The 24976-nt window shown below is 59.3% G+C and carries 26 protein-coding genes and 1 riboswitch; of the genes, 7 read left to right on the top strand and 19 right to left on the bottom strand.

Features of this window, described 5'->3' with window-relative positions:
- Window positions 1-5: 5 nt before the first annotated feature.
- Window positions 6-500 (top strand): cytochrome c3 family protein, encoded by a 495-nt coding sequence (locus tag MWR57_RS13220; RefSeq protein ID WP_423125297.1) that lies wholly within the window; start codon window positions 6-8, stop codon window positions 498-500.
- Between the two features lie 8 nt (window positions 501-508).
- Here the strand turns inward: MWR57_RS13220 and MWR57_RS13215 are convergent, their stop codons facing one another.
- On the bottom strand, window positions 509-1048 hold the full coding sequence (locus MWR57_RS13215) for a hypothetical protein (protein WP_423125296.1): 540 nt from the start codon (window positions 1046-1048) through the stop codon (window positions 509-511).
- Between the two features lie 116 nt (window positions 1049-1164).
- On the opposite strand from MWR57_RS13215, the gene MWR57_RS13210 reads away from it, so the two are divergent.
- Window positions 1165-2007 (top strand): rhomboid family intramembrane serine protease, encoded by an 843-nt coding sequence (locus MWR57_RS13210; RefSeq protein WP_423125295.1) that lies wholly within the window; start codon window positions 1165-1167, stop codon window positions 2005-2007.
- Window positions 2008-2041: 34 nt separating this feature from the next.
- Here the strand turns inward: MWR57_RS13210 and MWR57_RS13205 are convergent, their stop codons facing one another.
- The 15 genes from MWR57_RS13205 to MWR57_RS13135 all read right to left on the bottom strand — a co-directional run bounded on the left by MWR57_RS13205 (window position 2042) and on the right by MWR57_RS13135 (window position 19681).
- Complete coding sequence (locus tag MWR57_RS13205; protein ID WP_423125294.1) at window positions 2042-2563, bottom strand: hypothetical protein; 522 nt, start codon at window positions 2561-2563, stop codon at window positions 2042-2044.
- 322 nt (window positions 2564-2885) lie between these two features.
- Window positions 2886-3422 carry a hypothetical protein gene (locus MWR57_RS13200; RefSeq protein ID WP_423125293.1) on the bottom strand — a complete coding sequence of 179 codons (537 nt, stop codon included), beginning with the start codon at window positions 3420-3422 and terminating at the stop codon, window positions 2886-2888.
- Between the two features lie 119 nt (window positions 3423-3541).
- Window positions 3542-6010: a heavy metal translocating P-type ATPase gene (locus tag MWR57_RS13195; protein ID WP_479723979.1), complete on the bottom strand. Its 2469-nt coding sequence runs from the start codon at window positions 6008-6010 to the stop codon at window positions 3542-3544.
- A gap of 80 nt (window positions 6011-6090) precedes the next feature.
- Entirely contained in the window at window positions 6091-6639 is a 549-nt protein-coding gene (locus MWR57_RS13190; RefSeq protein ID WP_423125291.1) for a SelL-related redox protein, read from the bottom strand.
- Window positions 6640-6745: 106 nt separating this feature from the next.
- Window positions 6746-7015, bottom strand: a complete 270-nt coding sequence (sbtA, locus tag MWR57_RS13185; protein WP_423125290.1) for an SbtA family thio(seleno)oxazole RiPP natural product precursor — start codon at window positions 7013-7015, stop codon at window positions 6746-6748.
- 159 nt (window positions 7016-7174) lie between these two features.
- A complete protein-coding gene (locus MWR57_RS13180) occupies window positions 7175-7834 on the bottom strand; it encodes a response regulator (RefSeq protein ID WP_423125289.1) in 660 nt (219 codons plus the stop codon).
- Between the two features lie 12 nt (window positions 7835-7846).
- Window positions 7847-8290 carry a response regulator gene (locus tag MWR57_RS13175; protein ID WP_423125288.1) on the bottom strand — a complete coding sequence of 148 codons (444 nt, stop codon included), beginning with the start codon at window positions 8288-8290 and terminating at the stop codon, window positions 7847-7849.
- A 16-nt stretch (window positions 8291-8306) separates the two neighbouring features.
- Window positions 8307-10736 (bottom strand): ATP-binding protein, encoded by a 2430-nt coding sequence (locus tag MWR57_RS13170; protein WP_423125287.1) that lies wholly within the window; start codon window positions 10734-10736, stop codon window positions 8307-8309.
- Window positions 10737-10747: 11 nt separating this feature from the next.
- Window positions 10748-11911, bottom strand: coding sequence for an ABC transporter substrate-binding protein (locus MWR57_RS13165; RefSeq protein WP_423125286.1), 1164 nt, complete (start codon window positions 11909-11911; stop codon window positions 10748-10750).
- Between the two features lie 126 nt (window positions 11912-12037).
- Complete coding sequence (locus MWR57_RS13160) at window positions 12038-12778, bottom strand: endonuclease/exonuclease/phosphatase family protein (RefSeq protein WP_423125285.1); 741 nt, start codon at window positions 12776-12778, stop codon at window positions 12038-12040.
- An 81-nt stretch (window positions 12779-12859) separates the two neighbouring features.
- On the bottom strand, window positions 12860-14452 hold the full coding sequence (sbtM, locus tag MWR57_RS13155; protein WP_423125284.1) for a thio(seleno)oxazole modification radical SAM maturase SbtM: 1593 nt from the start codon (window positions 14450-14452) through the stop codon (window positions 12860-12862).
- 150 nt (window positions 14453-14602) lie between these two features.
- A riboswitch (cyclic di-GMP riboswitch) is annotated at window positions 14603-14681 on the top strand.
- Window positions 14682-14942: 261 nt separating this feature from the next.
- Window positions 14943-15785, bottom strand: a complete 843-nt coding sequence (locus MWR57_RS13150) for a ribonuclease H-like domain-containing protein (protein WP_423125283.1) — start codon at window positions 15783-15785, stop codon at window positions 14943-14945.
- An 8-nt stretch (window positions 15786-15793) separates the two neighbouring features.
- Window positions 15794-16531, bottom strand: coding sequence for a SagB/ThcOx family dehydrogenase (locus MWR57_RS13145; RefSeq protein ID WP_423125282.1), 738 nt, complete (start codon window positions 16529-16531; stop codon window positions 15794-15796).
- 169 nt (window positions 16532-16700) lie between these two features.
- Complete coding sequence (locus MWR57_RS13140; RefSeq protein ID WP_423125281.1) at window positions 16701-18839, bottom strand: sensor domain-containing diguanylate cyclase; 2139 nt, start codon at window positions 18837-18839, stop codon at window positions 16701-16703.
- Window positions 18840-18856: 17 nt separating this feature from the next.
- Window positions 18857-19681 (bottom strand): alpha/beta hydrolase, encoded by an 825-nt coding sequence (locus tag MWR57_RS13135; RefSeq protein ID WP_423125280.1) that lies wholly within the window; start codon window positions 19679-19681, stop codon window positions 18857-18859.
- 214 nt (window positions 19682-19895) lie between these two features.
- Here MWR57_RS13135 and MWR57_RS13130 point away from each other — a divergent pair, with 214 nt between their 5' ends.
- Together MWR57_RS13130 and MWR57_RS13125 are read left to right on the top strand one after the other, a co-directional pair.
- Complete coding sequence (locus MWR57_RS13130; RefSeq protein ID WP_423125279.1) at window positions 19896-20696, top strand: nitroreductase family protein; 801 nt, start codon at window positions 19896-19898, stop codon at window positions 20694-20696.
- 26 nt (window positions 20697-20722) lie between these two features.
- Complete coding sequence (locus tag MWR57_RS13125; RefSeq protein ID WP_423125278.1) at window positions 20723-20893, top strand: hypothetical protein; 171 nt, start codon at window positions 20723-20725, stop codon at window positions 20891-20893.
- A gap of 158 nt (window positions 20894-21051) precedes the next feature.
- Here the strand turns inward: MWR57_RS13125 and MWR57_RS13120 are convergent, their stop codons facing one another.
- Complete coding sequence (locus MWR57_RS13120; protein WP_423125277.1) at window positions 21052-21549, bottom strand: YchJ family protein; 498 nt, start codon at window positions 21547-21549, stop codon at window positions 21052-21054.
- 111 nt (window positions 21550-21660) lie between these two features.
- Here MWR57_RS13120 and MWR57_RS13115 point away from each other — a divergent pair, with 111 nt between their 5' ends.
- From MWR57_RS13115 to MWR57_RS13105, 3 genes are all read left to right on the top strand, one after another.
- Window positions 21661-22842, top strand: coding sequence for an NAD(P)/FAD-dependent oxidoreductase (locus MWR57_RS13115; protein WP_423125276.1), 1182 nt, complete (start codon window positions 21661-21663; stop codon window positions 22840-22842).
- 84 nt (window positions 22843-22926) lie between these two features.
- Entirely contained in the window at window positions 22927-23235 is a 309-nt protein-coding gene (locus MWR57_RS13110; RefSeq protein ID WP_423125275.1) for a HigA family addiction module antitoxin, read from the top strand.
- A gap of 109 nt (window positions 23236-23344) precedes the next feature.
- Window positions 23345-24016, top strand: a complete 672-nt coding sequence (locus tag MWR57_RS13105) for a hypothetical protein (RefSeq protein WP_423125274.1) — start codon at window positions 23345-23347, stop codon at window positions 24014-24016.
- Between the two features lie 407 nt (window positions 24017-24423).
- On the opposite strand, the gene MWR57_RS13100 is transcribed toward MWR57_RS13105, so the two are convergent.
- Window positions 24424-24699, bottom strand: coding sequence for a type II toxin-antitoxin system RelE/ParE family toxin (locus tag MWR57_RS13100; protein WP_423125273.1), 276 nt, complete (start codon window positions 24697-24699; stop codon window positions 24424-24426).
- Between the two features lie 2 nt (window positions 24700-24701).
- Window positions 24702-24965: a hypothetical protein gene (locus MWR57_RS13095; RefSeq protein WP_423125272.1), complete on the bottom strand. Its 264-nt coding sequence runs from the start codon at window positions 24963-24965 to the stop codon at window positions 24702-24704.
- Window positions 24966-24976 lie beyond the last annotated feature (11 nt).

Raw genomic sequence — 24976 nt, 5'->3', positions numbered from 1 at the left:
CCACGATGAAAAAAACAATGATTGCTCTTGCCATGGTGTGCGCGGCCGGTCTGACCATGACCATGACCGGCCTGAATACGGCCCAAGCCGCTGGAAAAACCGCGGCCCCGGCCCAGGATCTGGTGATCAAGGGGAAGAAGCCCGCCCTTTTCAGCCATGCCAAGCACACCGCCCTTGGCCTTGATTGCGGGTCCTGCCATCACGATGCCAAGCACCAGCCCATAACCGAGGCGGCCATCGCCGGACTGGGGAAGACGGATGGCTTGCAATGCGCAAGCTGCCACAATGCGAAGTTTGCCAATGCCAAGCTCCAGAAGCCCATGGACGTGTTCCATGCCCGGTGCAAGACCTGCCACGCCACCGGAGTAAACGGCAAGAAGGGCCCCACCGGCTGCATCGTCTGCCATACAGCGGCTGCCGCTGCTCCGGCACAGGCTGATACCCCGGCCGCAGCTCCTGCCCCGGCCAAGAAAAAAGGCAAGGCCGTGGAAGGCTGCTAACCGGCGGCTCAGCCGATCAGCGTACCCCGTTGCCGCAGAAACTCCAGCAGCAGTTGCTCCAGGCCATACTGCTGCTGGAGCAGGCGGCCGACTCCCTGGTCCAGCCTGTGCATCGGGGCTGGGCCAGCACCCTGCCTGATCTGCCCGCAGTCATAATTCAGGCAGAACATGGGCTTGAACAGAAGCAGACAGCCCCGCTCTCCGAGAAAACAGCACTCCCCGTCCTCCCGCAGGATTCGCACGCAAACCCCGGCCAGGAGATTGATCAGCAATTGGATCACGTCATTCTCCCCGGCCATGAAGCTGCTGCAGCACCCGCCGCCAACCTTGGCGCCGCAAACGGAGCAGAGGGCGCCGAGGTCCAGGTCGGCCATGATCCGGCTCAGCTCTTGCTGGCAAAGCACCGCCTGGGACAGCAACCGGGAAAACGGTTCGGCAGCGGCCAGCTCCGGCCCAAGATCGGCATAGAGCCTTTGCGCCACACCGAGCCGGGCATGGATGCTGCCGCCGTAAAAATCCTGCAAGGTAAAACGAGCCTGAGACTCCATGGTGGTCTCCGCCAATGACTCAGACCATGCAGTCACGCTTTTTCTGGTTTTTTCAGGCCAGGTGTGGTTAGCTGGAGCGATACACAAATGAGCCCAACAACCATCCAAGCCTCCCTATGACAGACTCCCGCAAGACCTCGCAACTCTGCCCCAATTGCCGCCGCCTCATCAGCCGGGATGAACCCTTCTGCCCGTATTGCGGCATCAGGACTCCCGGCGTCTGGTGGAAAAACCACGCCTTTCTGCGGCTGTTCCACGACCAGGATCTCTTTCTCACGGGTTTGAGCGGTCTCAACATCGCCCTCTTTGTCCTCTCGCTGCTCATGAATCCGCGCGGCATGTCCATGGGCATGAACCCCTTCGGCTTTCTCTCCCCGGACAATCGCAGCCTCCTGCTGCTGGGCGCGACGGGCACCATGCCCATCGATGGCCTGCACCGCTGGTGGTCGCTGGTTTCCGCCAGCTACCTGCACGGCAGCCTGCTCCATCTCGTTTTCAATCTCATCGCCCTGCGGCAGATCGGCCCCCTGGTGATCCAGGAATACGGCCTGCCGCGGATGTTCACCATCTATACCCTGGGCGGCATCGGCGGCTTTCTGCTCTCCTACCTGGCCGGAGTTCCCTTTACCATCGGCGCTTCGGCCGCGGTCTGCGCCCTGATCGGGGCGGCGCTCTATTACGGAAAGAGCCGGGGCGGCAGCTATGGCCAGCAGGTGTACCAGCAGATCGGCGGCTGGGCCATAGGCATCTTCGTTTTTGGCCTGCTGGTGCCGGGGATCAACAACTGGGCCCACGGAGGCGGCATGGCAACGGGCATCCTCTGCGGGCTGCTTCTGGGCTATCAGGAAAACCGCCGCGAGCTGCTCAGCCACCGGCTGCTTGGCGGAGCCTGCGCCGGGGGAACGCTCCTGATCCTGCTCTGGGGTGTGGCAACCTCGGTCATCTACCGCTTTTTCTGAGCCATACGATCACGAATGGCGAGGGGACGGACGCCTATTTTCTGCGTTGCCGCGCCTTGGCAAGGCATCGGGGGCAGATGCCGTGGGAGAATTTGGCATCTGTCCGCTGAGAGATGTAGGACTCGATCTCTTTCCAGGATTCCTGGGCCGAGGAATCCCCGCCCGTGGTTCTGATCTTCTTGCATTCCATGCAGATGGGCAGCAGCCCCTGAATGGTCTGCTGGATCTCGCTGATCATCCTGGCATGGAGCGTGATGCCGAGAAATACGAAGACCGCCCCGAGCAGAAAGATAATGCTGACCCAAAACATGCCCAGGTTCGCCTTGCCCAGGAGCACGCTCATGGCGACCACCACATAGCCGGCGAGAAAAAAGAACATCAAGAGCCGGTTTATCCTGAGAAACCGCAGCACATAGGCCTGACTGCGCTCGGCAATGAGCGGGGTCGCCTTGAACAGCCCCCGCAGATGCACAATGCTGATCCCGAGGATCACGGCACCGCAGGCGATAAAAAATACCGCGATGCGGGTCTGCCAATCCAAGGCCTGCCAATCCATGTTTTTCCTCTGAATACCGTTCCGACTCCTCCACGATCCGCCCCCATTATGGCTCTGTTCCAAGGCCGGACCAACGCGAACCACGATACAATCATTTTTTCCGGTTTCCATCAACAGGTTATTTCACGACTCCCCCGGAAGCATCTACGGCACGGGGCAATAAAAAAAAGGCAGGTCTCCCTGCCTTTTTGAAAATTGTTTCCGGAACGCAACCTGCGTTCGTTCAGCGAATGCCGGAGGACGCCGTCTACTCCGCTCTCTCACTTTATACAATGGAAAAACCGGAGCGGCGTCATCCGGGCAAAAAGGAGAAGGGCACAGGCTACTTCTTCATCATCATGTTCTGCTGGTCCATCATCCCCTGCATCATTTCCTGCATCATTTGCATTCTTTTTTCCATCGTGGCCATGCATTGCTCCATCATCATGCCCTGGCCGCCCATCATCATCCCCTGGCCACCCTGACCACCCATCATCCCGCCCTTGCCGCCCATCATCATGCCCGGACCACCCTGACCACCCATCATCCCGCCTTTGCCGCCCATCATTCCCATCATGGCCTGCATGCCCTTCTGCATTTCCGCCATATGCTCCTGCCGGAGCTTCTGCCGCTCGGCCGGGGTTTTCGCCTCCATCATCTTCTTGCGCATCTCCTGCATCCGCTGCATGCGGGCATCCATTTCCTGCATCATCTTGTCGGTGGCGGCCTGATCCTGGACCGCCTTGTCGGCCGCCGGGGCCGGCGCAGGCGCCTTGGCCGCGGCGCCGTTCTTGTCCGCCTCATGATGCTCGTCAACAGCATAAGCAGGGGTTACGGCAAAGGCCAACAACAGCGCGGTTCCGATCATCATCTTTTTCATGGTTTCCCTCCTTGCTTTTCTTGATCGCCATGCCCGAAAGCCGGAACTTCCAGACTCCTTCGTGCCCCAATAAAATCAGCACTTCCTCCCGATCCGGGGGAAGAACACCCTGTAAAAGTTTACAATTTCACCCGACGCAACCGCAGGGCATTGGCCACCACGGAAACCGAGCTGAAACTCATGGCCGCCGCCGCGATCATTGGGCTAAGCAGCATGCCGAAAAAAGGAAACAAGACGCCTGCGGCAATCGGCACGCCCAATGCGTTGTAGATAAAGGCAAAGAAAAGATTCTGTTTGATGTTCGCCATGGTGGCCCGGGAAAGCCTGCGGGCCCGCACAATGCCGCGCAAATCGCCCTTCACCAGGGTAACGCCGGCACTTTCCATGGCGACATCAGTGCCGGTGCCCATGGCGATACCGACTTGCGCCTGAGCCAGGGCCGGCGCATCATTAATGCCGTCGCCGGCCATGGCCACGATCTTGCCTTCGCCCTGAAACCGCTTGACGATCGCCGCCTTTTCCTCGGGCAGCACCTCGGCCACCACCTCGTCGATATCAAGCTTTCGGGCCACGGCCTCGGCGGTAACCTTATTATCCCCGGTAAGCATGACCACCCGTATTTTCTCGCCATGCAGTTGCTTGATGGCCTCCGGGGTGGTTGCCTTGATCGGATCGGCAACCGCCAGCAGGCCGGCGATCTTGCCGTCCACGGCAACGAACATGACGGTCTGCCCCTCGGCTCGCATCACCTCGGCCTTTTCCAGCAAGGCACCAGGGGCGACCTTGAAATCCTCCAGCAATTTCGCATTACCCAATAATACTTGCTGCTCGCCAACCTTGCCGGAAACCCCCTTGCCGGTGTGGGAGTTGAAGTCGTGCACCTCGCCGATCTCCGCCCCCCTTTCCCGGGCGCCATCAACAATAGCCGCGGCCAGAGGGTGCTCGCTTCCTTTCTCAAGGCTTGCCGCTAAAGACAAGAGGGGGGCTTCAGCAAACCCCTCGGCGGAAACCACTCCCACCAATTTCGGTTTTCCTTCGGTAAGGGTGCCGGTTTTGTCCACCACCAGGGTATCGACCTTGCGCAGAGTTTCGATGGCCTCGGCATTCTTAAACAGCACCCCCATGGTGGCGCCCTTGCCGGTGGCGACCATGATCGACATGGGGGTGGCCAGCCCCAGGGCACAGGGGCAGGCAATAATCAAGACCGAAACCGCCACGATCAAGGCATAGGCCAACCGCGGTTCCGGCCCCCAGAAAAACCAAACCGCAAAGGATGCCGCGGCAATGGCAATCACAATCGGGACAAAATAGCCCGACACCATATCGGCCATTTTTTGAATCGGGGCCCGGGAGCGCTGGGCCTCGGCCACCATATGGACGATGCGGGCCAGCACGGTGTCGCTGCCCACCCGTTGGGCCTGCATGATAAAGGAACCGGTGCTGTTCACCGTGGCCCCGACCACCGGATCGCCGCTTTTTTTGCTCACCGGCAGCGGCTCGCCGGAAATCATCGATTCGTCCACGTTGCTTGTGCCTTCCAGGACCACGCCATCCACCGGCACCTTTTCCCCAGGCCGCACCCGCAACCGATCACCTGCCTGGACATGCTCAAGCGGAATATCCTCTTCCCGGCCGTCGGCAAAAACCTTCCTGGCCGTCTTGGGCGCCAGACCGAGCAAGGCTTTGATCGCTACGCCGGTGCGGCTGCGAGCCCGCAGCTCCAGAACCTGACCCAATAAAATGAGGGTTACGATCACCGCCGCCGCTTCAAAATACACTCCCACCGCCCCTGCATGGGTAAGCATGGCCTCGGGAAAAAAACCAGGAAAAAGCACACCAACCACGCTATAGACATAGGCTACCGACACACCGAGACCGATGAGGGTGAACATGTTGAGGTGCCTGTTGACCACCGACTGCACACCCCGGACATAAAAAGGCCACCCGGCCCACAGCACCACCGGGGTGGCCAGCAGAAGTTCCAGCCACTGAAAGACCTTTGCCGAGGCCAGGGTATCAAGGAGGTGAGCCCCCGGAATCAAATCCCGCATGGCAATGATCACCACCGGCACAGTAAAAATTGCCCCCACCATAAATCGGCGGCGCATATCATCGTACTCCTGGTTCGCCTCTTCCCCGGAGGCAGAGAGCGAACGATGTTCCAAGGCCATGCCGCATTTCGGGCAATTCCCCGGCGTATCCTGCACTACTTCAGGGTGCATGGGGCAGGTATATTCGGTTTTACCCGCTCCAGGGGACGGGGGAATAATCGGTTCAAGGGCCATGCCGCACTTGGGGCAATTCCCCGGCGTATCCTGCACCACCTCCGGGTGCATGGGACAGGTGTATTTCCCTGCGCCAGGGGATTGATGGATTATGGGCTGTTTCTTTGCTTCCTCTCCCCCATAGGCTGCGGGATTCTCCTTGAATTTTGCCAGGCAGCGGGCACTGCAAAAATAATGTGTCCGCCCCTCGTGTTCATAAGGGGTAAACGCTTGAGGATCCTCCGTGCTCATGCCGCAGACCGGGTCGGTGTAACGCGCCGCCGAGTCATTCGTTTTGTGCTGGTGACCTTCCCCGGATTTCATGTCCATATACTTTCCCCCTCCCTGGCAGCTCACAGAATCAAGAATCGTGACCTTTTTCTCCCGAGGGCCTGCCCACGGCGCTAACCTGTGCCGCCCGGCCTGCCTCGGATCGTTGCCAAAAGTTGCCCCACGGAAGGTCGATCCGCCGGCCCTTCTCCCACATGGTGCAGGCGGATGATGCCGCTCGGGTCGATGAGCACGTCACCGCCGCGCTGGGAAATATCGCCCTCCGACCTGTGCAACTTTTGCCCGGCAATCATCGCCTTGGCATAGGCCAGCCAGCTTTTCACCCCCCAGATATCCCAGAAGGAAGCGGCAAGCATCCCGTAACCGCTGTAAAGTTCCCGTTTTTCATCGACCAACAAAGGCCAGACCAGACCGGACTCCTCGGCATACTGCCGGGCCAGAAAGCCCGCTTCAAAGGTAACCACCGCCACGGCAACACCGAGTTCCGCCAGCTTTGCTTCGTGCTCCCGCAACCGCGAGAGATGGGCGCGGCAGGGCAGTCAGCCGAGGTGGCGGTGAAAAACCAGCAACAGCCAAGAGCCTTTATAGTCAGCCAGATGGTGCATCTCCCCTTGACTGTCGGGAAGCGCAAACGGTACGGCGGGTTTTCCGGTCAAATCCATGGTGTCTCCCCCTCAAAAATCACTCACGCCGCCAATAAAAAAGGCAAGTCTCCCTGCCTTTTTTACAAATATCTTCGAACGCAACCTGCGCTCTATTTCAGCCGCCTCAGCCGCTTTTTCCGGATTTACTTTTTTCTTCTTCCTTCTTCTTTTTGGCTTTTGCCGCTTCCTCTTCCGGCGTGCCTTTCTTTTCCACTGCTCCTTTTTCCGTCCCAGCCTTGGCCTTTTCCTCAGTGCTCACGGCACTGCCCTTGCTGCCGCCTCAGCCGCTGCCGCCGGCGCCATTCGCCGCAGGGGGCGCGGCCAGGCCGGCCCCGGTCAGCAGGCTGGCAATGCCAAACCCCGCCAAAAATTTTTTCAGATCCTTGGTTTCCATAAGACCCTCCTTGCAATCGCTCGCGTAGTGGAGAAATGAGAAAACCGGATTCTTCCGGCCCCCTGCTTGACCGAATCAGGATAGGACTGTCCGATCAAATCCTGGTAACAGTATCAGGAAATCCCATGCAAAAAGCAACAAAAAATCCCGCGGGCACCGCTAACATTCCTTGAAGGGATCGGTATTCTCGGGCGGTTTCGGGTAGAGTTCCGGGTAGAGCTTGTGGCTGCAATCCGGGCAGATCGAATGGCTGAACTCGGCATTGGAGTGTTTCTGGATATATGCCTCCACCTGTTGCCAATATCCCGTGTCGTCCCGGATTTTTTTACAGGAAGCGCAGATCGGGATAAACCCGCTCAACAGCTTCACCTTTGCCAGCGCCTCCTGCAGTTCGGCAATAACCTGCTCCTTTTCGTTCTCGATCCTCTTGCGCTCAATGGCGTAGCGGATGGAACGGACAAGCATCTCCCCGTTGACCTGTCCCTTGACCAGATAATCCTGCGCCCCGCAGTTCACCGCCTCAAGGCCAACCTCGTGATCCGCCAATCCGGTCATCACCACAATGGGCAGATACTTCACCCCCGAGGCCAGCTTCCGGACAGTATCCATGCCCTGGCTGTCCGGCAGTCCGAGATCGGAGATGATGATGTCGAAGGCGCCCTCCCCTGCCAGGCGAATCCCATCGTCGAGCCGGGTAACATGCTGGATGGCAATATCCCCCGTTGCCGCGCTCCCGCCGGTTGACGACTCCCGCAGCATCTCCCGGATAAGAAACGCATCGGCCTGATCATCTTCGATAAGAAGAATCCTGATTTTCATGGGGGCACCTTCCTATTGTTCTTTCGCCGGCATCCTGACGATGGTGAACCAAAATTCCTCGATCATGGCCACCACCTTGGTAAAGGCCGCAAAACTGATCGGCTTGGTGATGTAACAGTTGGCGCCCAGATCGTAGCATGCGGCAATGTCGGCCTCCGCCTCCGAGGTGGTGAGCACCACCACGGGAATAGAGCGCAGGGCCGGATCACCTTTAATCTCCCGCAGCGCCTCCTTGCCGTCTTTCCGCGGCATATTGAGATCGAGCAGCACGATATCCGGCCGCACCGCTTCGGCGTACGGCGGTTCTTTCCGTAAAAATTTCAGGGCTTTTTCGCCGTCATCCACCACATGCAGATTGACCAGCATCGTGGCCTCCCGCAGCCCTTCCCTGGTCAATTCCACATCGCCGGGGTCGTCTTCCACCAGCAGGATGTCTATCCGGTGCGGATTGGTCATGATTGCATCCTCTCTCTCACGTACTCTGCTCCTCCTCTTCCTGGCTCCGCACTCCCGGCAGGGTGAAGAAAAAGGTCGATCCCCGGCCCGCGGCGGATTCCAGCCAGATCTTCCCGCCATGCCGCTCGACGATCTTCTTGCACAGCGCCAACCCGATACCGGTGCCGGAATATTCCTCACGGGTGTGCAAGCGCTGGAAGAGCTGAAAAACCCGCTCGAAATGCTGCGGCTCGATGCCGATCCCGTTGTCATGCACCGAAAAAAGCCATTCGCCCTCACGCGCAACCGCTGCCACGTCAATCTCGGGCGCCTCCCCGGAGGCGCAATATTTGATGGCATTGCCGATCAGGTTCTGAAAAACCTGGCCCAACTGCACCGCATCCGCCATGACCGTGGGCAGATCGCCCACGCTGAGACGGGCGGAGCTCTCCTTGACGGCAAGCTCGAGATCGAGCTGCACCCGCGCCAACAGCGCGTTGCAATCAACCGGTTCGAACTCCTTCCCCTTGGTGGTTACCCGGGAGAACGCCAGCAAGTCGTTGATCAGAGTCTGCATCCGCTGGGCGCCGTCGACGATATAGCCGATGTAGGCGTCGGCCTTCTCGTCCAACTGGCCCTGGTACTTCCGGGCCAGCAGCTCGGTGAAGCTGCCGATCTTGCGCAACGGCTCCTGCAGGTCGTGGGAAGCCACATAGGCGAAATGCTCCAGCTCCTTGTTGCTCCGCTCCAGGGAAACGGCGTATTGCCTCAGCCCCTCCTGGGCCTGGCGCAGCTCGGTGATATCCCGGAAAATGGCATACAGGTATTGGTGTTCGCCAAGAGTCAAGATCTGCGCCGACACCGCAATATTTCTGACCTCTCCGGACTTGGTCCGGTGCTCGGTTTCAAAGTTGTCGGACTCATCCCGCCTGATTTTTTCAATGCGAGCCTGAATCTCCTCGGGCCGTTCCCTCACCTCGTAATCCGCCAGCGAGAGTCCGGCAAACTCTTCCCGGCCATATCCCAACTGACGGTGGGCCACGTCATTGAATTCAACGGCCTTGCCCGTTTCCAGATCGATAATCAAAATGCCGTCCGGCGACTCGTCGAAAATGGCGCGGTACCGCTGCTCCGATTCGTGGAGCAGGGTTTCGACCCGCTTGCGCCTGACCATCTCCCAGGCGCTGCCCATGTAGAGAATGAGCTGCCGGATATCATCCGCATCATAGGGCTCTTCCTTGTTGCCGACCCCGAGGACCGCGACGATGTTCTCCCCGTCGAAGATGGGAATGCTCAGGTGCCGCAACAGCGGAAAATGCCCTTCGGGCAGCCCGTTTTTTTTCGTCAGCTTCGGATAATCGTTGTGCACCACCGGCTGCCGCTGCCGCACGCAATCGGCCCAAATTCCAGCCTGCTGCAATGGGTAATGCGGGGTTTTCTCCGTCTTGCATGAATCCACGACCGCCTCGGACCATTGAAAAAGGCGCAGGGTCTGCTGGTCCTCATTGAAAAAATGCAGATAGCCGACCTTGCTGCGGGCCAGCCGCACCGCCTCCTCCAAGGCATAGCGGATCAGTTCCTCCTCGGTGTCGAACTTCCGCTGACTGAGAGCAAGCAGGACCGCCAACCGCTCTTCGTTCAACCTCAGCTCCGCATTGGCACCGGACAGATCCCTGGTCCGATCCTCCACCCGCGCCTCAAGCTCAAGGTTCAGACGGTGCAAGGCCAGGTTGCTTTCCTGCAGACGCTGGGCCATGGCGTCAAAGCCCCGGGAAAGATTGCCCAACTCGTCCTTGGCCACGCTCCCGATACGGTAGCCGAGATCACCACCGCTGACCGCGGCAAAGGCTTCGTTTAAAACCCGGACCGGGACCGAAAAGGAACGGATGATCAAAAAGGAAAGGACCAGCAGCAGAATCGCAATGGAGCCAACCACCAAGACGCCTGTCATCTCAATCCGGCGGGAAAACGCGAGAGAGCGGTCATGGTTCAGGTCATGGAGGGCGTGCGCCGCCGGAGCGGCCACGGCCAGATCCTGAAGAATCCTGGCCGTAAGCCGGTCGTGGAAGCTTTTCTCCTGCCCGGAAAGGTGCAGCCCCTTGCCATGATTGGGATGCGGCCCGTACTGGGCAAAAAGAAAACCCAGGTTGCGGGCGGTTCGCGAGAGGTGCTCCAGCAATGCCTGTTCCTCGGCCGAGCCGAAGAGCGCTGTTTCCGCCTTGATCTGTCTGTCCAGAAAGGTATGCTTATCCACCCACTGGACATGGGCGCGTTCCTCAAAATAGATATGGTGCTCGTAGGTCAGGATGGACAGATCGGAAAGGGTGGAAGCCAGTTCATCGGCAACGATGGCCTTGTGGGTGGCCCGCTCCACCTGACTGGTCGCCCAGAGAAAGAGCGCGGTCAGGGTCAGCAGCAGGACCACCGGAATAATGCCGATCAGGATGAGTTTGTTCCGAATCTTCACCAAAACCCCCCTCAACGCTTGAAAACCGAGACCGCATCCGGCTTGATGGCCCGCAGATATTCCGGCAGGACCAGATCCAGATAATTGGGCATGCCGCCCCTAAGCCCCTGGGAGCCGCCGCGCTCCACCTGCCAGCGGTACTGGTCCTCCAGATGGACGAAGAGGAAGTTGGGCAGGGCAACATCGATGGTTGTTCTCGCCCAGAGGCATTCGATCTCCCGGGGGGAAATCCTGTTCTCCTTGCCCACCAGCTCCTTGGCCGTGGCCGGGTCGTTCTTCACGAATTGTTCGGCCCGGATCAAGGCGCGCAAGAGCCTGGGAGTTGCCTGGAGATTGAGCGGGATATCGGGCCGGGTGGAGAGGATGCCGAGGATGGGATTGAGTCCGGGCTCGGCAAAGACCACGCTTTTGTCGCCAAGGGCCGTGGCCGCGGCATTGATCATCCTGTTGGTCATGGAAAACCCGTCGATCTCGCCCTTGGCCAGGGCGGACTGAAAGGCCTCCGGCTCCATGAACACCCGGTCAACCTCGTTTTGCGCCAACCCATGTTTCATCATGAACAGGTCAAGGAAAAGCTGGCTCAGCACTCCTTTTTTCACCCCGATCCGCTTGCCTTTGAGATCCTGGGGCGTACCGATGCCCAGGTCGCGGCGGGCGATGATCCGGGTGGAATCATAATCGGACAAGAGCGTGGCCAGGATGGCGAAGGGGGTGCGCTGCGGGTCGGCCAGCACAATGGGCGGCGCCCCGCTCACGGCAAAATTGCAATCACCCTGCAGCATGAAGTCAAAGGCCTGCTTCCCGTCGAGGTCCTTCAGGGTGACCGTGAGGCCCTCTTCGGCGAAATAGCCCTGTTCCAAAGCGATCCGGGGCAGGATATCGGTGACGCTGCCATGGCACAGCATCACGGCCAGCGGTTCCTGCCGCCCCGGGGAGCTTGTCTCCTCTTGCTGTTTGCAGCCTGCGGCCGCAAGCAGCAGCACGAGCCCCGCGGCAACCACAATGCGCCAGCCGGAGTCCCATGCCGGGATTTTCACCTGAGCTTGCATGCCGCACCTCCCCATGATGATGGTTTTGCAACACATGGCCCAGCCTTGCACGCTCGCGCCCCCTCTTTTCCCTTGGGCCGCGGCGCTTTTGGCCGGGTTCCTCTGTTGCTCCCTGTCATTTTTCAAGCCTGCCAGCCTCCGGCTTCACCGCCTGCAATGGTTCTTCGGCCTCCGCACAGGAAAGACACACTGATATGCTCAGGAAAATAACCGCCAAAGTCAACGAAAAAACTCGTTCGGCAACACCCTAACTTACATCTGCAGATCAACAATAACGGGCAAATGATCGCTGGCGACCTTTGAGACGCGAAGACGGCAGCGCTTGCCGCCCAGCACGGTGATAGGCCCCCGGCAAAACACCTTGTCCAGGCCGGTGGAGGGAGAAAAGGAGGGGTAGGTCAGGATGGCATTCTGGTAGCCGAGGCCATGATTGGTCGCGCAGACAAAACCCAGCGCCTCGGTAAACAACGGCGCGAGCCGCGTCCACCAATCGTTGAAATCACCGGCCACCACGCAGGGAGCCTCGACGGTGAGGCTGGTAAACTCCGGAGTCCGCACCAGCCGCCCCACCTGCTGAGGGCGCTCCTTGAAAGAAAGCCCCAGATGCAGATTGAACACCGGCAACAGCGGGAAGGCTGCCCGTGAGGGCAATTCCAGCTCGGTGAACAGACAGCCCCGGGACTTGCGGCCATCGAGGGTCAGATCAATATTGCGCTCACGGGCGATGGGATAGCGGCTCAGGGTGGCGTTGCCGTACATCCCCTTGCGCAACTGGACATTCAGCCCCACCGCGAAGTAGGGATAATTGCAGCTCTCGGCCAATTCCCGGGCCAGATTCAATTCCCGCGAGCGGGGCACTCCCACGTCCACCTCCTGCAGCAAAACGATATCGGCATCGTAATGGTCCAGAACCTTGACGATGCGCTCCGGGCGAAACCGCCGGTCAACGCCGATGGCCCGGTGGATGTTATAGGAAAGAATTCGCAAATCCATGGGTAGTGCTCCAGCCCTGATTAAACAGGATACGTGCGTTAACGAAGTTGTTTTCTGCCCAAAAAGCGCAGAAACCACCTTCTAGCTTTCTAAAAAACAGTAGGGGTCGCGCTGGGTGAAGACATCGAGGCCGAAGCCGTGGCTCACGGCGAGGCATCCTCCGCAGGCGGACCGCAGGCGGCAATCCCGGCAGGCCAGGCACCCAGCCCGGTATTTCCTGGCCGCTGGCGCATCATAGATCTCCGCCAGGGATTGACGGAAGATGTTGCCGATGAGCGAGGGGAACTTCCGGCAAGCATGCACTTCGCCATCGGGCAGCAAGGAAACGAAATTAAAGGCCGCGCCGCAGCCGAATCCGGCGCACCCTCCCAGCAGAGGCTCCCCTTTTTCGGCACGGAGCAGATTGAAAAGATTATCCTTGAGCCCCATGTCCGGGTTCTCTTGGGCCGCGGCCACATAGCGTTCCAGAAATCCACGGTACTCGGCAACCGGAACCGACTCCAGCAGGGAACCCTCGCCGACCATGGCCAGCCGGTTAAAAACAAAAAGATCGACCCGGTCGCGGAGCAGCTCGGCCAGGGGGAGAACCTGCTCCATATTGCCCCGGGTCAGGGTGAGCATCACCATGGAATAGATATCCAGCTCGCGCAAAAGCTCAAGAAACTTGAGAACCCTGGCAAAATAGCCCTTGCCCCGGATGAAGTCGTTATGCTCGGCCAAGCCCTCAAGGCTTACCTGATAGAAGACCGGTTTCCGGATGGCCAGCAGGGGCAGGAGATGCTCTTTTGTGGTGGCGTTGCCCAGGATGGCCACGCCAAAACCCCGATCCACCGCCGCCTGATACAGCTCGAGAAAATGGGGATACAGCAAGGGATTGCCGCCGGAAAAGCTCACCTGCCCCCGCACATGGCGGCTTTGGCAGAAGGCCAGCAGATCATCGAGCACCGCAAGGCCGCTGGCCAGGGGCAAGGGAGCGCGGTCGCTCCGGTCGTAGCAATGCTTGCAATGCAGATCGCAGACCTGGGTGATGTGCCATTGCAGGGTGAAAACCTCGGCGCTCAGAAAGCGGGGCTCCACCTCCTCGGTGATGGGGAAGCTCTCCGCATCCCTGCGGATGCGCGAGGGGGGGGCAAGCAGAATCCCCTTGTCCGTTGCCCGCTCAAGCGTTGCCAGAACAACCCCGACCGGCAACTCCCCAAGGGTTGCGGCCTGACGGGGCTCAATCCCTTCGGCAACCAGCTTCAAGGCCAGCAGATCCTCTTGCGCGGCCGCCTGCGCCTGGGGTGTTCCCGTTGCCGGATCGAGCCAGACTAAAATCATCTCCGGATGCTGGACGGGCTGCCCCCCATCTTCCCCGAGCAGGGCGGGCAAACCGCTAAAGGAGGAATGAAGCAGTTGCAGCGAAGGATTTATCGTGCGCTGCTCCACTTCGGCGGGCAGGGAGGCGCCTTCCTGGCCCGCCCGGTACAGGGCCAGCTCCAACCGGGCCAGATCCGCGAGATATACAGGAGCATCCGGGAATGTCGCCGCAGGATCGGCAAGCAGTCCGGACAGTTCGGCAGGGTTTTCGGCAGGACTCAGGAAAGCGATGAATTCCTGCCACTGCGGGTCGGCCAACAGCCTCCGGCAGGCAGGAAAGATTGCGGCATGGTTACAGGCTATGGTGTTGGACATGATACCCTTCCGTGGTAATGGGAAACCCTATTTTTCGGGATCAGTGTACCACAAGCCGGGGAAAAACCAACCTCCTCCCTGATCGGCGGGAAAAACAGATTGACAGGAGCAGAGGCACTGTGCCACTATGAACGCACAGCGAAACGCTGTCTTGGAAAAAGGCAAACCCGGAGTAATCCGGGGACGCAAAGCCAACGGGTCCGCCAATGCGGATGGCCGGGTTGCCGATAGGGAAAATGGATTGCTCACACCCATCTCCGGCAACAGAGGTGGGTTTTTTTATGCCCTCTCAGATGTAACGCACCAAAAAACCAGGTTGGGGGGGGGACCTTCAACCCTGGGTGCTTCGCTCCGGAGCGGGCGAATCACCTTATAGCCACGCGCGCACTGCCCAAACACCGTATCTACCCTGATTCTCTGCCTTGCTACAAAACGCGTGGCTCCTCCCTGGGAGAGAGCCCGGCACCCGCCGGGCTCTCTCCGTTTTTCTTCAGTACCCGCCCCGCATCCGTCCCTGCAATCGCGCGATGAGCGCCACATCCGGCAGAAATGCCCTCTCCGGTGGAATCGGCATGTCCAACCGGTGGCTTTCGGCAAACGGGGTTCCCGCCAGTTTCAGGTTATAGGCCTGCACTAGCAGCGATTCAAGGTTCACCGTATCTTCCACGTTGTAGGCAAGCAGGGTTTCCAGCACCCGGGGCTCCCGCGTCCGGCAATATTCCCGCCAGAGCAACACGGCAAAGTACCCGTCCACCCCGGTCAGCTCCCCGCGATCAAGCCCCATCTGTTTTTCGCATCCCTTGAGGCCGCCGACAAATCCCAGCCCCTGCAACAGGGGGCGCAGATCGATGTGGGCCTGGGTCAGCCTGAAGCCGAAATGACGCTCGAGCATGGGAACGTCAAAGGCCTTGCCGTTGTAGGTAACGATCAACCGGTACCGCTGGATGTCCTCGGCAAACTCCGCGAGATTTTCCCCCTGGACATAGGTAAAGACCTCTTTCCCGTCGTAGAGGCTGATGGTGGTGATGCAGTGGTCGTTAAAACTTAAGCCCGTGGTCTCGATGTCGAGATAGGCCACGGAATCCCGGTAATGCGGAAAGATCCGCCACCGCTGGGCCGCTGGCAGTTGCCGGAGAAAATCAAGGGGCGCCTGCTGCGCGGCCTGGGCGCGGCTGCGGGCCAGATGGTCTTGGATGAGCCGCACCTTCTGGCCGGAAAGAAACGCAGGGTACGGCTCGACAAATTTGTCCCAGGTGGTGACCCCGGCCTGCCAGAGCCGCCGCTCCGTGGTCTCGCCGATCCCTGGGATATGCACAAAGGTATTAAAGAGCATCGGTCTCCCTATCCCTTCCGGCCTAGGGAGGCGAGATAGAGCACCGACTCCTCCTGGCCGTCCACCCCGAGCAGACCATTCACCTCCTCATCGAAAAAAGCGGCGACCGGACAACCACCCAGGCCGAGAAAGCCCGCGGCCAGCAGCAGGTTCTGGCAGATATGCCCGGCGTCCAGCAAAATATAACGCAACCCCCGATGCCCGTATTTGGCCATGTTCCGCCGGAAGATGGCGGTCCAGATAAAATTGACCGGGGCCTGGGCCAGAAAGCTCTGCCCCAGGCAGGCTTCAGCCAGCGGTTGCCCGGGCGGCAAGACGGAAAGACGCTCTAGCCGGAAGCCCTGCACATCAAAATGGTAGATACCGGGCGCAAGCCCCTCCACCCGTTGGCTGGCCAGATAGGTCTCCATTGGGTACAGGGCTCCGGCAGAAGGCGCGGTGCGGAAAAGATAGGACCCGGCTTGGCCGGTTATGCCTTGGCTGGCCCAGAGCAGCAAGGCCAGCTCCTCCAGGGAGATGGATTCGGCGACAAAGCTGCGCTGCGAACGGCGTTGCTGGAGAAGCGAGAGAAGATCCGCGCCCTGCTGCGGCCAGGCCCTGGGCAGCTCCACCACCTCCGCCTCCGGGTAGGTCTTCCAGCGCTCTGTTCTCTGGATTGCGGGGGGCGCTTGCCCGTCCTTCGCTTCCCTGGCGCATTTTGTCGCCTGCAAATATTTGTGGCCCAGAGATTCTTTCAGTTCCGGCATACGCTCTTTCCCCATACGACACAGCGGGGCGCAGGCAAAGAACCTTGCCGGGCCCAACAATCGCCGATACATTTTGATGTGTGTGGTTGAAAAATCCGTCGTCATTCCGGCAGAAAGCCGAACGTACCTGAACGTGCGAGGCTCCGAGCCAACGAAGGCAGTCAGCCCATCATTCCTCTTCCCAGAGAACCACCCGGTTGCGCCCCTGTTTCTTGGCCCGGTACAACGCCTGATCAGCCCGCCTGATCAACCGCTCCTTGTCCGTTCCATGGTCGGGATAGACGGCAAGGCCCAGGGACAAGGTAATCCGCACCGGACCGCTTTCGTGATGGAGCACCATTTTTTCGATCTCCTGCCTGATCCGCTCGGCCATCTGGAGGCCTCCCCGCTCGCCGGAACCCTCCAAAACAAGGACGAACTCCTCGCCGCCGTATCTTCCTGCCAGATCCACGCTGCGCGCCGCTTTACGCAGGATGGTGGCCACCTCCTTGAGCACCTTGTCGCCAAAGGGATGGCCATAGCTGTCGTTGATCTTCTTGAAATGGTCGATATCGCAGAGCAGCAGGCTCAAGGCCCCTGCCCGCCGCTCTTCCCTCACCAGCATCACGTCAAAGCCATGCTGAAAGGTGCGGTGATTGATCAGGCCGGTGAGCCCGTCGATGGTGGCCAGCCGGTTGATCTCCTCATGGGCCTGCCCCAGATCCACCTTGACCGCCACCTGGGCTGCGATCAGCTCCAGAATCTCCTGCCGGGGCTTGGTGAAGACCTCCGCTGCTTTCACCGCCACGGTGAGCGCTCCGGTGGCCTCCCCCTTCTCTTTTTGCAGGGGCAGGACCAGCAGCGAATTGTAGCCGGTGAGCAGATGATCGTGGCCGAACACCTGAGTCGGCCCGTGGCACTGGGCCTTGGCCGGCAGCGGCCGGTTGATCTTGAGCACCTGGCCCACCAGCCCCTCTTCCCGGGAAAATTCACGGCCCATGAGCTGCTCGGCCCCTTCCCCCTCGGCCAGGGCCACGCAATGCCCGTTGCCGCAAACCAGGCTGATGGAGATAAAATCAGCGCCCACCAGGGTCCGCACCGCCTTGATGGTTGCGCCCAGAACCTGCTCCAGCCCCAAGGCCCCGTTCAGTTCCCGCATGGCGAGACAGACCCGCTGGATGGCGCTGCGCTCATGGGCCATGGCCTGAAACTGCCGTGAGGTGGCCACGTCGAGAGCGAGCTTCCGGGCGGCCAGGGTCATGATGTTTTTTTCTTTCTCGGACCAGGGTTCCTGGCCGGGGCGATCCACGCAGAGAATTGGGGCGATCTTCTTGTCGTCAAACCCGAGCCATTCCTCGGCGTCATCGGGCAGGCGGACCGCGAGAATCCCCCCCACCTCGATCTGCTTCAGATAATAGGGCACCCCCAGGGAAGGCGTGGCCGGGGCCAGGCTTACCAGCTCCTCCGCCCCCATCAGCGCCCCGGTAATGCCCGCCCCGACCTCAAACGGCCCGGGGGCTATGTCTTTTCTGGTGGTGGCGATGCTGCGCAGCCGGTACTCCTTGCCTTCGGGGTCCGGCCAGAGCAGGGCCACCGTTGACAGGGCCAGGGTCTGGCGGATGAGTTCGAGCTGCAGGTCAAAGGCGGCGGTGATGGTTGCCACCGCGGGCTGACTGCCCGCCTCGGGATCTTCGATGAGATCGTTGTCCGGCAACACGTTGAGAATGCCGGGCGTCTCGTCAAACAGGCCAAGATCCCGGGCATACTGCCGGCTGGCGGTATCCCTTTTCGCCCGGATCAGCGCCTTGCGCATCCGCTGGCGGTAGGCCTTGCTGCTCATGAACACGCTGAGCCCCAAGCCGGCGGCGGTGTAAGCCGCCAGATTTCCGGCCAGCCCGGTTGTTTCCTGAAAATCAAAGGCCCACAGCCCTGCCTCCATGGCGATCACGGCCACAAGGGGCGCGAGCAGGGCTTGCAGGGGGAAACTGATCACCAGCCAGCCGATGAGCCCGACCGGCAACAGGATCAACTGGGGGGCAACCTGGCCGAAACCGCGAAAAAAAATCCAGACGCCAACGGTCCAGAGCAGAGGCCCGGCCGTGCCGAAGAGAGAAGAATCCGTGGGCGAATCCCCCCCTCCCTGCCGCATCTCCAGGAGGGAAAAAACCAGGACCAGACCGGCAAGAATCAGGGCCAGACCGGGGAAATCGGAGCCTGGCTCGTAGAGCCCCACGGCAACCGCGCCGCTTCCCAGCAGCCCGACCGCGAAACCAGCCCGCCGGAACACGGTGCCGGGGCTCCGGTTTGCCTGGCGCCTTCCTCGTGCCATGCCCCCCCCCGGGTTTCTCAACCGCGAATCCCGGAGCGCCGCGGCCCGTGGGATTTGCCGACTCTTTTGATGAATTGCTTGATTGCCTGAAAATAGAGCTTCCCGGTCCGCTCCAGAATATTGTTGTGATCGGCGCCGGGAATCATCTGGAACTCCTTGCTCCGCGCCCCGCAGAGACTCTGCAGCTCCTCGGCCTCGGAGAGGGGGATGATCTGGTCGTGCTGGGCATGGAGAATATAGGTGGGCTTTTGCACCCGGGCGATTTTTTGCAGATTGCCGAAGCCGTCCTCCTCGGTAATGCCCAAACCCTGCGGATCAAGACCGATGGTGCGCAAAAGGGGCAGGGTCCGGGCAATGCCGCTTTCGACAATGAGCCCGGCCACCGCCTCTTCCGAGGAGGCCAGTTCGATGGCCGAAACGCTGCCCAAGGAGCGGCCCATCACCACCAGATGGCCGGTGCGCCCCTGGCCGGCCAGCCAGGCCAGCACCCAGTGCAAGGCGCGATGCGCGTCTTCAATCATGGCGCCCACGCCGGGAGTACCGGTGCTCCGCCCGTAGCCACGGTAGTCAACGGCCAGGAAATTAATACCCTGTTCATTATACCGGGGGCCGACATCGTCATAATCGGAAACCACCTCGCCATTGCCGTGGAAAAAGAGGAGGTTGACCGCAGCCGGGTCATCGGTCAGAAAAAACCGCGCCCCGAGCTTTTCCCCTGCTTCCACCCCTATCTCGTGATCCTGGGCGGTGGCCGGCGGGGGTGTCGTTTCCTGCCTGGCATAAAACAACGCCGCGAGAACCTCGGGGCGATCAAGTTTTTCGTATGTTCGTTTCTGCTCCATCTTCTCCCCTTTGCCTGCGCACCATCAGGTGCCGGCCTCCCGTGAGCGCCCCACCGGCTACCTCTTCAACTATACCCATTCAGAATGGCAATATCTACCCAATTTTCTTGACTTTTTCTTTTCTCTCCCCCCAGCCCTCCCGGGCAGGAAAACAGTTTGCGCATCCTCGGCAGGATGTTTATGGTAAGGGAAATTCTTTGCAGGAGAGAACCACATGGCCATGCTTACCATCGACCGTAACAAATGTAAAAAAGACGGGATCTGCGTGGCGGAATGCCCGTTCAACCTTATTTCGCTCACCGGCGAGGAAGGCTTTCCGGATATTCGCCCGGCCGCCGCCCGCCTCTGCATCCAGTGCGGGCACTGCGTGGCGGTTTGCCCCCATGACGCCTTAGGCCTCGCGGGCATGAACCGGGAAGACTTCCAGCCCATCGGCTACGGCTCCCCTCCCACCCTTAAAAAAGTCGGGCAACTGCTCACCGGACGGCGCTCGATCCGCACCTACGAGCAGCAGTCCATTCCCCGGCCGCATATCGAACAGCTCCTCGACCTGTGCCGCTGGGCCCCGTCCGCCAAGAACAAGCAGCCGGTGCATTGGCTGGTGGTGGAAAATCCCGAGGAGGTGCAACATCTGGCCGGACTGGTCGTGGACTGGCTGCGCACCACCGCAAACTATCCCGGCATCGTCACCGCCTGGGATCAGGACAAGGACATGGTCCTGCACGGCGCCCCCCATCTGCTGGTGGCCCACGCCCATACGGACAGCCTCAAGCCGGAGATCGACTGCACCATCGCCCTGACCTATTTTGATCTGGCCGCGGCCAGTTGCGATATCGGCACCTGTTGGGCCGGCATCCTGATGAGCGCGGCGATTGCCGGGCATCAACCCCTGCTCGACGCCCTGGCCCTGCCCGAGGGACACCGTCCCTACGGGGCCATGATCTTCGGCTACCCGAGATTTCCCTATTTCAAGATCCCGCCCAGAAAAGAAGCACGGGTCATCTGGCGCTCGTAACCCGCCCGCACACCACAAGGACACGCATGGACAGCACCGTCGAGAAAAAAAAGCCCAACCCGGAGCGGGTAGCCATACTCCGTTCCCTGCCCCTGGAGATCAAAAGCCGGATCACCGGGGAAGAGGCCCAGGCCTTCATGTACGATGAGGACCTGCCGGATAGCCTTCTGGAAAAGCTGAAGGATTATCTGGAGTAAAATGTGACCGTACCGTTCGCGGTGAGCTTGTCGAACCGCCGTTTTCTTGTCACGGCAGGCCTTCGACAGGCTCAGGCCGAACGGTAACACTTTTAATGGAAAATCCCATATTCAGCTCCGTCACCCCGGCGAAGGCCGGGGTCCAGAGGCTCTTTACATTATTTAGCCTGGCAGCATTTCTTGTACTTCTTGCCGCTCCCGCAGGGGCACGGTTCGTTGCGCCCGATCTTTTCGCTGGTCACCGGGACCCTCCCCGGATTCACCTTGCCGTCCACATACAGCCACTGCCCATCTTCGCAAACAAACTTGGCCCGCTCATGCAGCCGGTGGTCCTGGCCATGCCCGGAAAAATTGGCGATAAACTCCACCACCCCGGCCTGTTCCCCAGCACCTCCTGCCTCGGTCTCCAACACCTCGATCCCGTGCCAATCGAAACTCGCCTCATCGGATAAATCAAGACTGGCCGGACGGGTGCTCCGGTGCCAGGAGCGCAGGATGTAGGGAACATCCTGCTCGGCAAAAGCGGTGTAGCGTGAACGCATGAGCGCCTCCGCGGTCGGGGCGGACTGGCTGCCCTCCAAAAACGGTCCGCAGCATTCGGCAAACTTCAACCCGCTGCCGCACGGGCAGGGGCGATTCAACTCTTTCTCGGTCATTCCTATACCTTCCTTTTTATATATTTGCGGGAATACTTGTACATCCCCAACGGACTGTGCCACAATATATCTATTCTCCCCTCCCTTCAACCTCCTTCTGAGATGCCCGCCATGAAAACGAAAACCTATCTGATCATCGGCAACGGCGTAGCCGGAACCACCGCGGCGGAAACAATCCGCAAGCAGGACCCCACAGGCAGCATCACCATCCTCAGCGAAGAGGACATCCCTTTTTACTACCGGATCCGGCTCAACGATTTCATTGCCGGGGAGGTGAGCGAAGACAAACTCATCGCCAAGAAAAAGGCCTGGTACCAGGAGCAGCGCCTCGAGCTGCGGCTCAATACGCGAATCGCCGGGCTCGATGCGGCGGCACAACGACTGACCAGCGACAGAGGCGAAAAACTATCCTTCGACCGTCTGCTCCTCGCCACGGGCAGCCATTCCTTCCTGCCGCCCATCAAGGGCATCGGCCAGCAGGGGGTCTTCGCCCTCCGCCACATCAAGGACGCCCGGGCCATCCTGGCCCAAGCCGGAAAAAGCGAGGAGGTGATCCTCATCGGCGGCGGCCTGCTCGGGTTGGAAGCAGGCAATGCCCTGCGCAGGCTGGGCAAGAAGGTCACGGTGGTGGAATTTTTTCCGCGCCTGCTGCCCCGCCAGTTGGACAGCAAGGGGGCAAAACGGCTCCAGAAGCTCATGGAGAAGATGGGCTTTGCCTTCCGCCTCTCGGCCATGACCAAGACCATCACCCACAGCAGCACAGGGAAGGTTGACGGCATTGTCCTCGAAGGCGGCGATACCCTGCCCGGCCAGATGGTCATCGTTTCCGCCGGGGTCCGGCCCAATCTGGAGCTGGCCCAAAGTGGAGGTCTTGATTGTGACAAGGGGGTCACGGTAAACGACCGACTGGAGACCAGCGCCAACGGTATTTATGCGGCAGGCGATGTGGCCGAACACCAGGGGGTGGTTTCCGGCATCTGGCCCGCGGCCATGCAGCAGGGCAAGGTGGCGGGAGCCAACATGGCGGGCGGCGAGGCCCTATACCAGGGCGCCACCATGAGCAACATCCTTAAGGTGGCAGGCATCGACGTGGCCGCCGCAGGCAACATCGACGCGGAAGGCCGCTATGAAGCGCAGGTGGTAAGCTCAGGCAGCATTTACAAAAAATTGGTCATCGAAAATAACCGGATCATCGGCTGCGTCATGGTGGGGGATACCGCAAATTTCAGCACCATCACCCGCTACATCACGGAACAGCGGGATATCACCACGCTCAAAAATAGCCTGCTGTGAGCTCCGCATACTATCCATTGACGACAGCAACTTCGATGAATAGTACAGAACCATGACCACGGTCGGCACAAACAAGCTGACACTATGACCAAGCGAGATTTTCCTCCCGTCCACCCCGGCGAGATACTGGTGACCAAGTTCCTGGAACCGATGGGTATCACCCAGTATCGCCTGGCCAAGGATATTGGCGTAACCGCCCGCAGGATCAATGAGATTGTGCATGGCAGACGCTCCATAACAGCCGACACGGCGCTCCGCCTTGGCCGTTTCTTTGGGATGGAGGCCCAGTTCTGGCTTAACCTGCAGACCCATTATGATATGGAAGTAGCCCAGGAAGCACTGGCGGACCGGCTGGATACAGAGGTTCACCCATTTTCGCACGCGGCAGAATAAGGGACAAGATTTTGCTACGGTACCCTCCCGAAAATACACTTGACACTACACTCAAACTCATATATTTTTAGAAAAAATGTTAGTCTTAGTTTTTTTTGGAGGTAGTACTATGGATGCAATTGCGGATCTTCAAAAAGAAAAAAGTAAAATACTATCAGCCATTTCTCTGGCAGCAAGCGAAGAAAAAACAGCACTAGTGTTGTCGGAAAGCCAAAAATTAGAAAAAGTTGAGCTTCTGATTAACCGCCACAGACAAATCATCTTAGAGCTAGAAGAGTTACGAGGCAACAAGTTTGACTTCCCGTCCTTGGTCAACACCACAAAACAAGAGCGATACAAAAAAAATGCTGAATTACGACCAGTTAGACCTATCGACTCAAGAGAACTTGGAGAAAAACTACGAAAGAAATTTCTCGAAAAATTAGAGTGGATGGGCACCCGCCTCCAGTTAATCAAGGGAAAAACTATTTATCGCACAAAATCAGGCAAGCGAGTGGGTATTGCGGTAGCTACAGAGCGGCAACCGAACAGATGGTTCCTTGGCTTACCCGTCGGGGGTTTTGATCATGCGGTGCTTCTATGCCAACGTAAAAACGAAGAGGTAATCGAAGTCCCACTACCAGAAAAATTCTTTATTAAATATGGCCAAGTTATGAGTCAATCCAAAGGCCAGCTCAAATTTAATGTTGTGCATAGGGACGGCGATTTGCTGATACAGGTGCCAGGAACAGACGGTATAAGCGGGAACTCTTTCTCGGGCGACTACACTTTCTTACTGTAGTTTCAAGTGTCTCCACATAAACTTAGCAGACAAGATAGTTCCGACAAGATGAAACTCAAAAACAATTTGGCATAACAATGGGGGGGCAATCGGAATGTGAGAGCGTCGGCGACCATGACGCGGCACCGCAACAGGCTACCACCGGCGTTCAAAAAACAAGAACTTTAAGGGAAAACAAAATGTCTTGGCAAAAGATAGTGATAGTTATAGTGGGACTACTTCTGGTACTCATTGCGTGGCTTGGACGGTACACCTTTGTTGCCGAAGGAGCAGCCGGACACGCCTATCGCCTTGATCGCTGGACTGGCGAAATCGTCTGGGTACAGGGTGAAGACGGCGGAATTGTTCCGTTCAGAAAATAGGGAAACTCCTCAGTGCTTATGTCATCAGGTGCCTTGAAGCACCTCCTACCGATACACCGCATCATGGCTGCCAACATCAAGCAGGATGATTTCCTTTTCCGAAATCAGGAGGGTCAGGGTTAGGCGGTAACTGGAGGTGATGCTGATTGCCTGCACACCCTGTAGCTTGCCGCCAAGGTGGTGGTACCGCAGATGCGGTTGAAAGGGATCGCGCTCCAGATCACCGAGAATCGTTGCGAACTTTTCCCGCAATTCCGGGTGGTGTTTGAAAAATTTGCCGGCCGCGCGGGTGAAGCCGGAGGTCCAGACGAGGGTGTACATCCTCAGCCTTCCATGCCCAGCTCTTTCAGCAACTCCGCAGCGGTGCCCCGTTGCACCCGCCCGGCACGCAGGTCTTCCAGCGAGGCCAACACTCGCGCCGTATACGCCTCATCCTCCGCCTCCAGCAACGCCTGATAACGATCCTCGGAAAGCACCACGTATTGCGGCTGATTATTGCGGATCACATGGAGGTCGCCCTTGGCAATGCAATCATCCACTGCCGCAATGCCGCGGCGCTTGATCTCTTGAGCGGGTATGGTGTTCATAGCATGGACTC

The sequence above is a fragment of the Hydrosulfovibrio ferrireducens genome, assembly GCF_046883345.1.
In the GTDB taxonomy this organism is placed as follows: Bacteria; Desulfobacterota; Desulfobulbia; order Desulfobulbales; family Desulfurivibrionaceae; genus Thiovibrio; species Thiovibrio ferrireducens.
The sequence above is the reverse complement of the archived record's forward strand: the minus strand, read 5'-3'. Positions and strand labels throughout refer to the sequence as shown.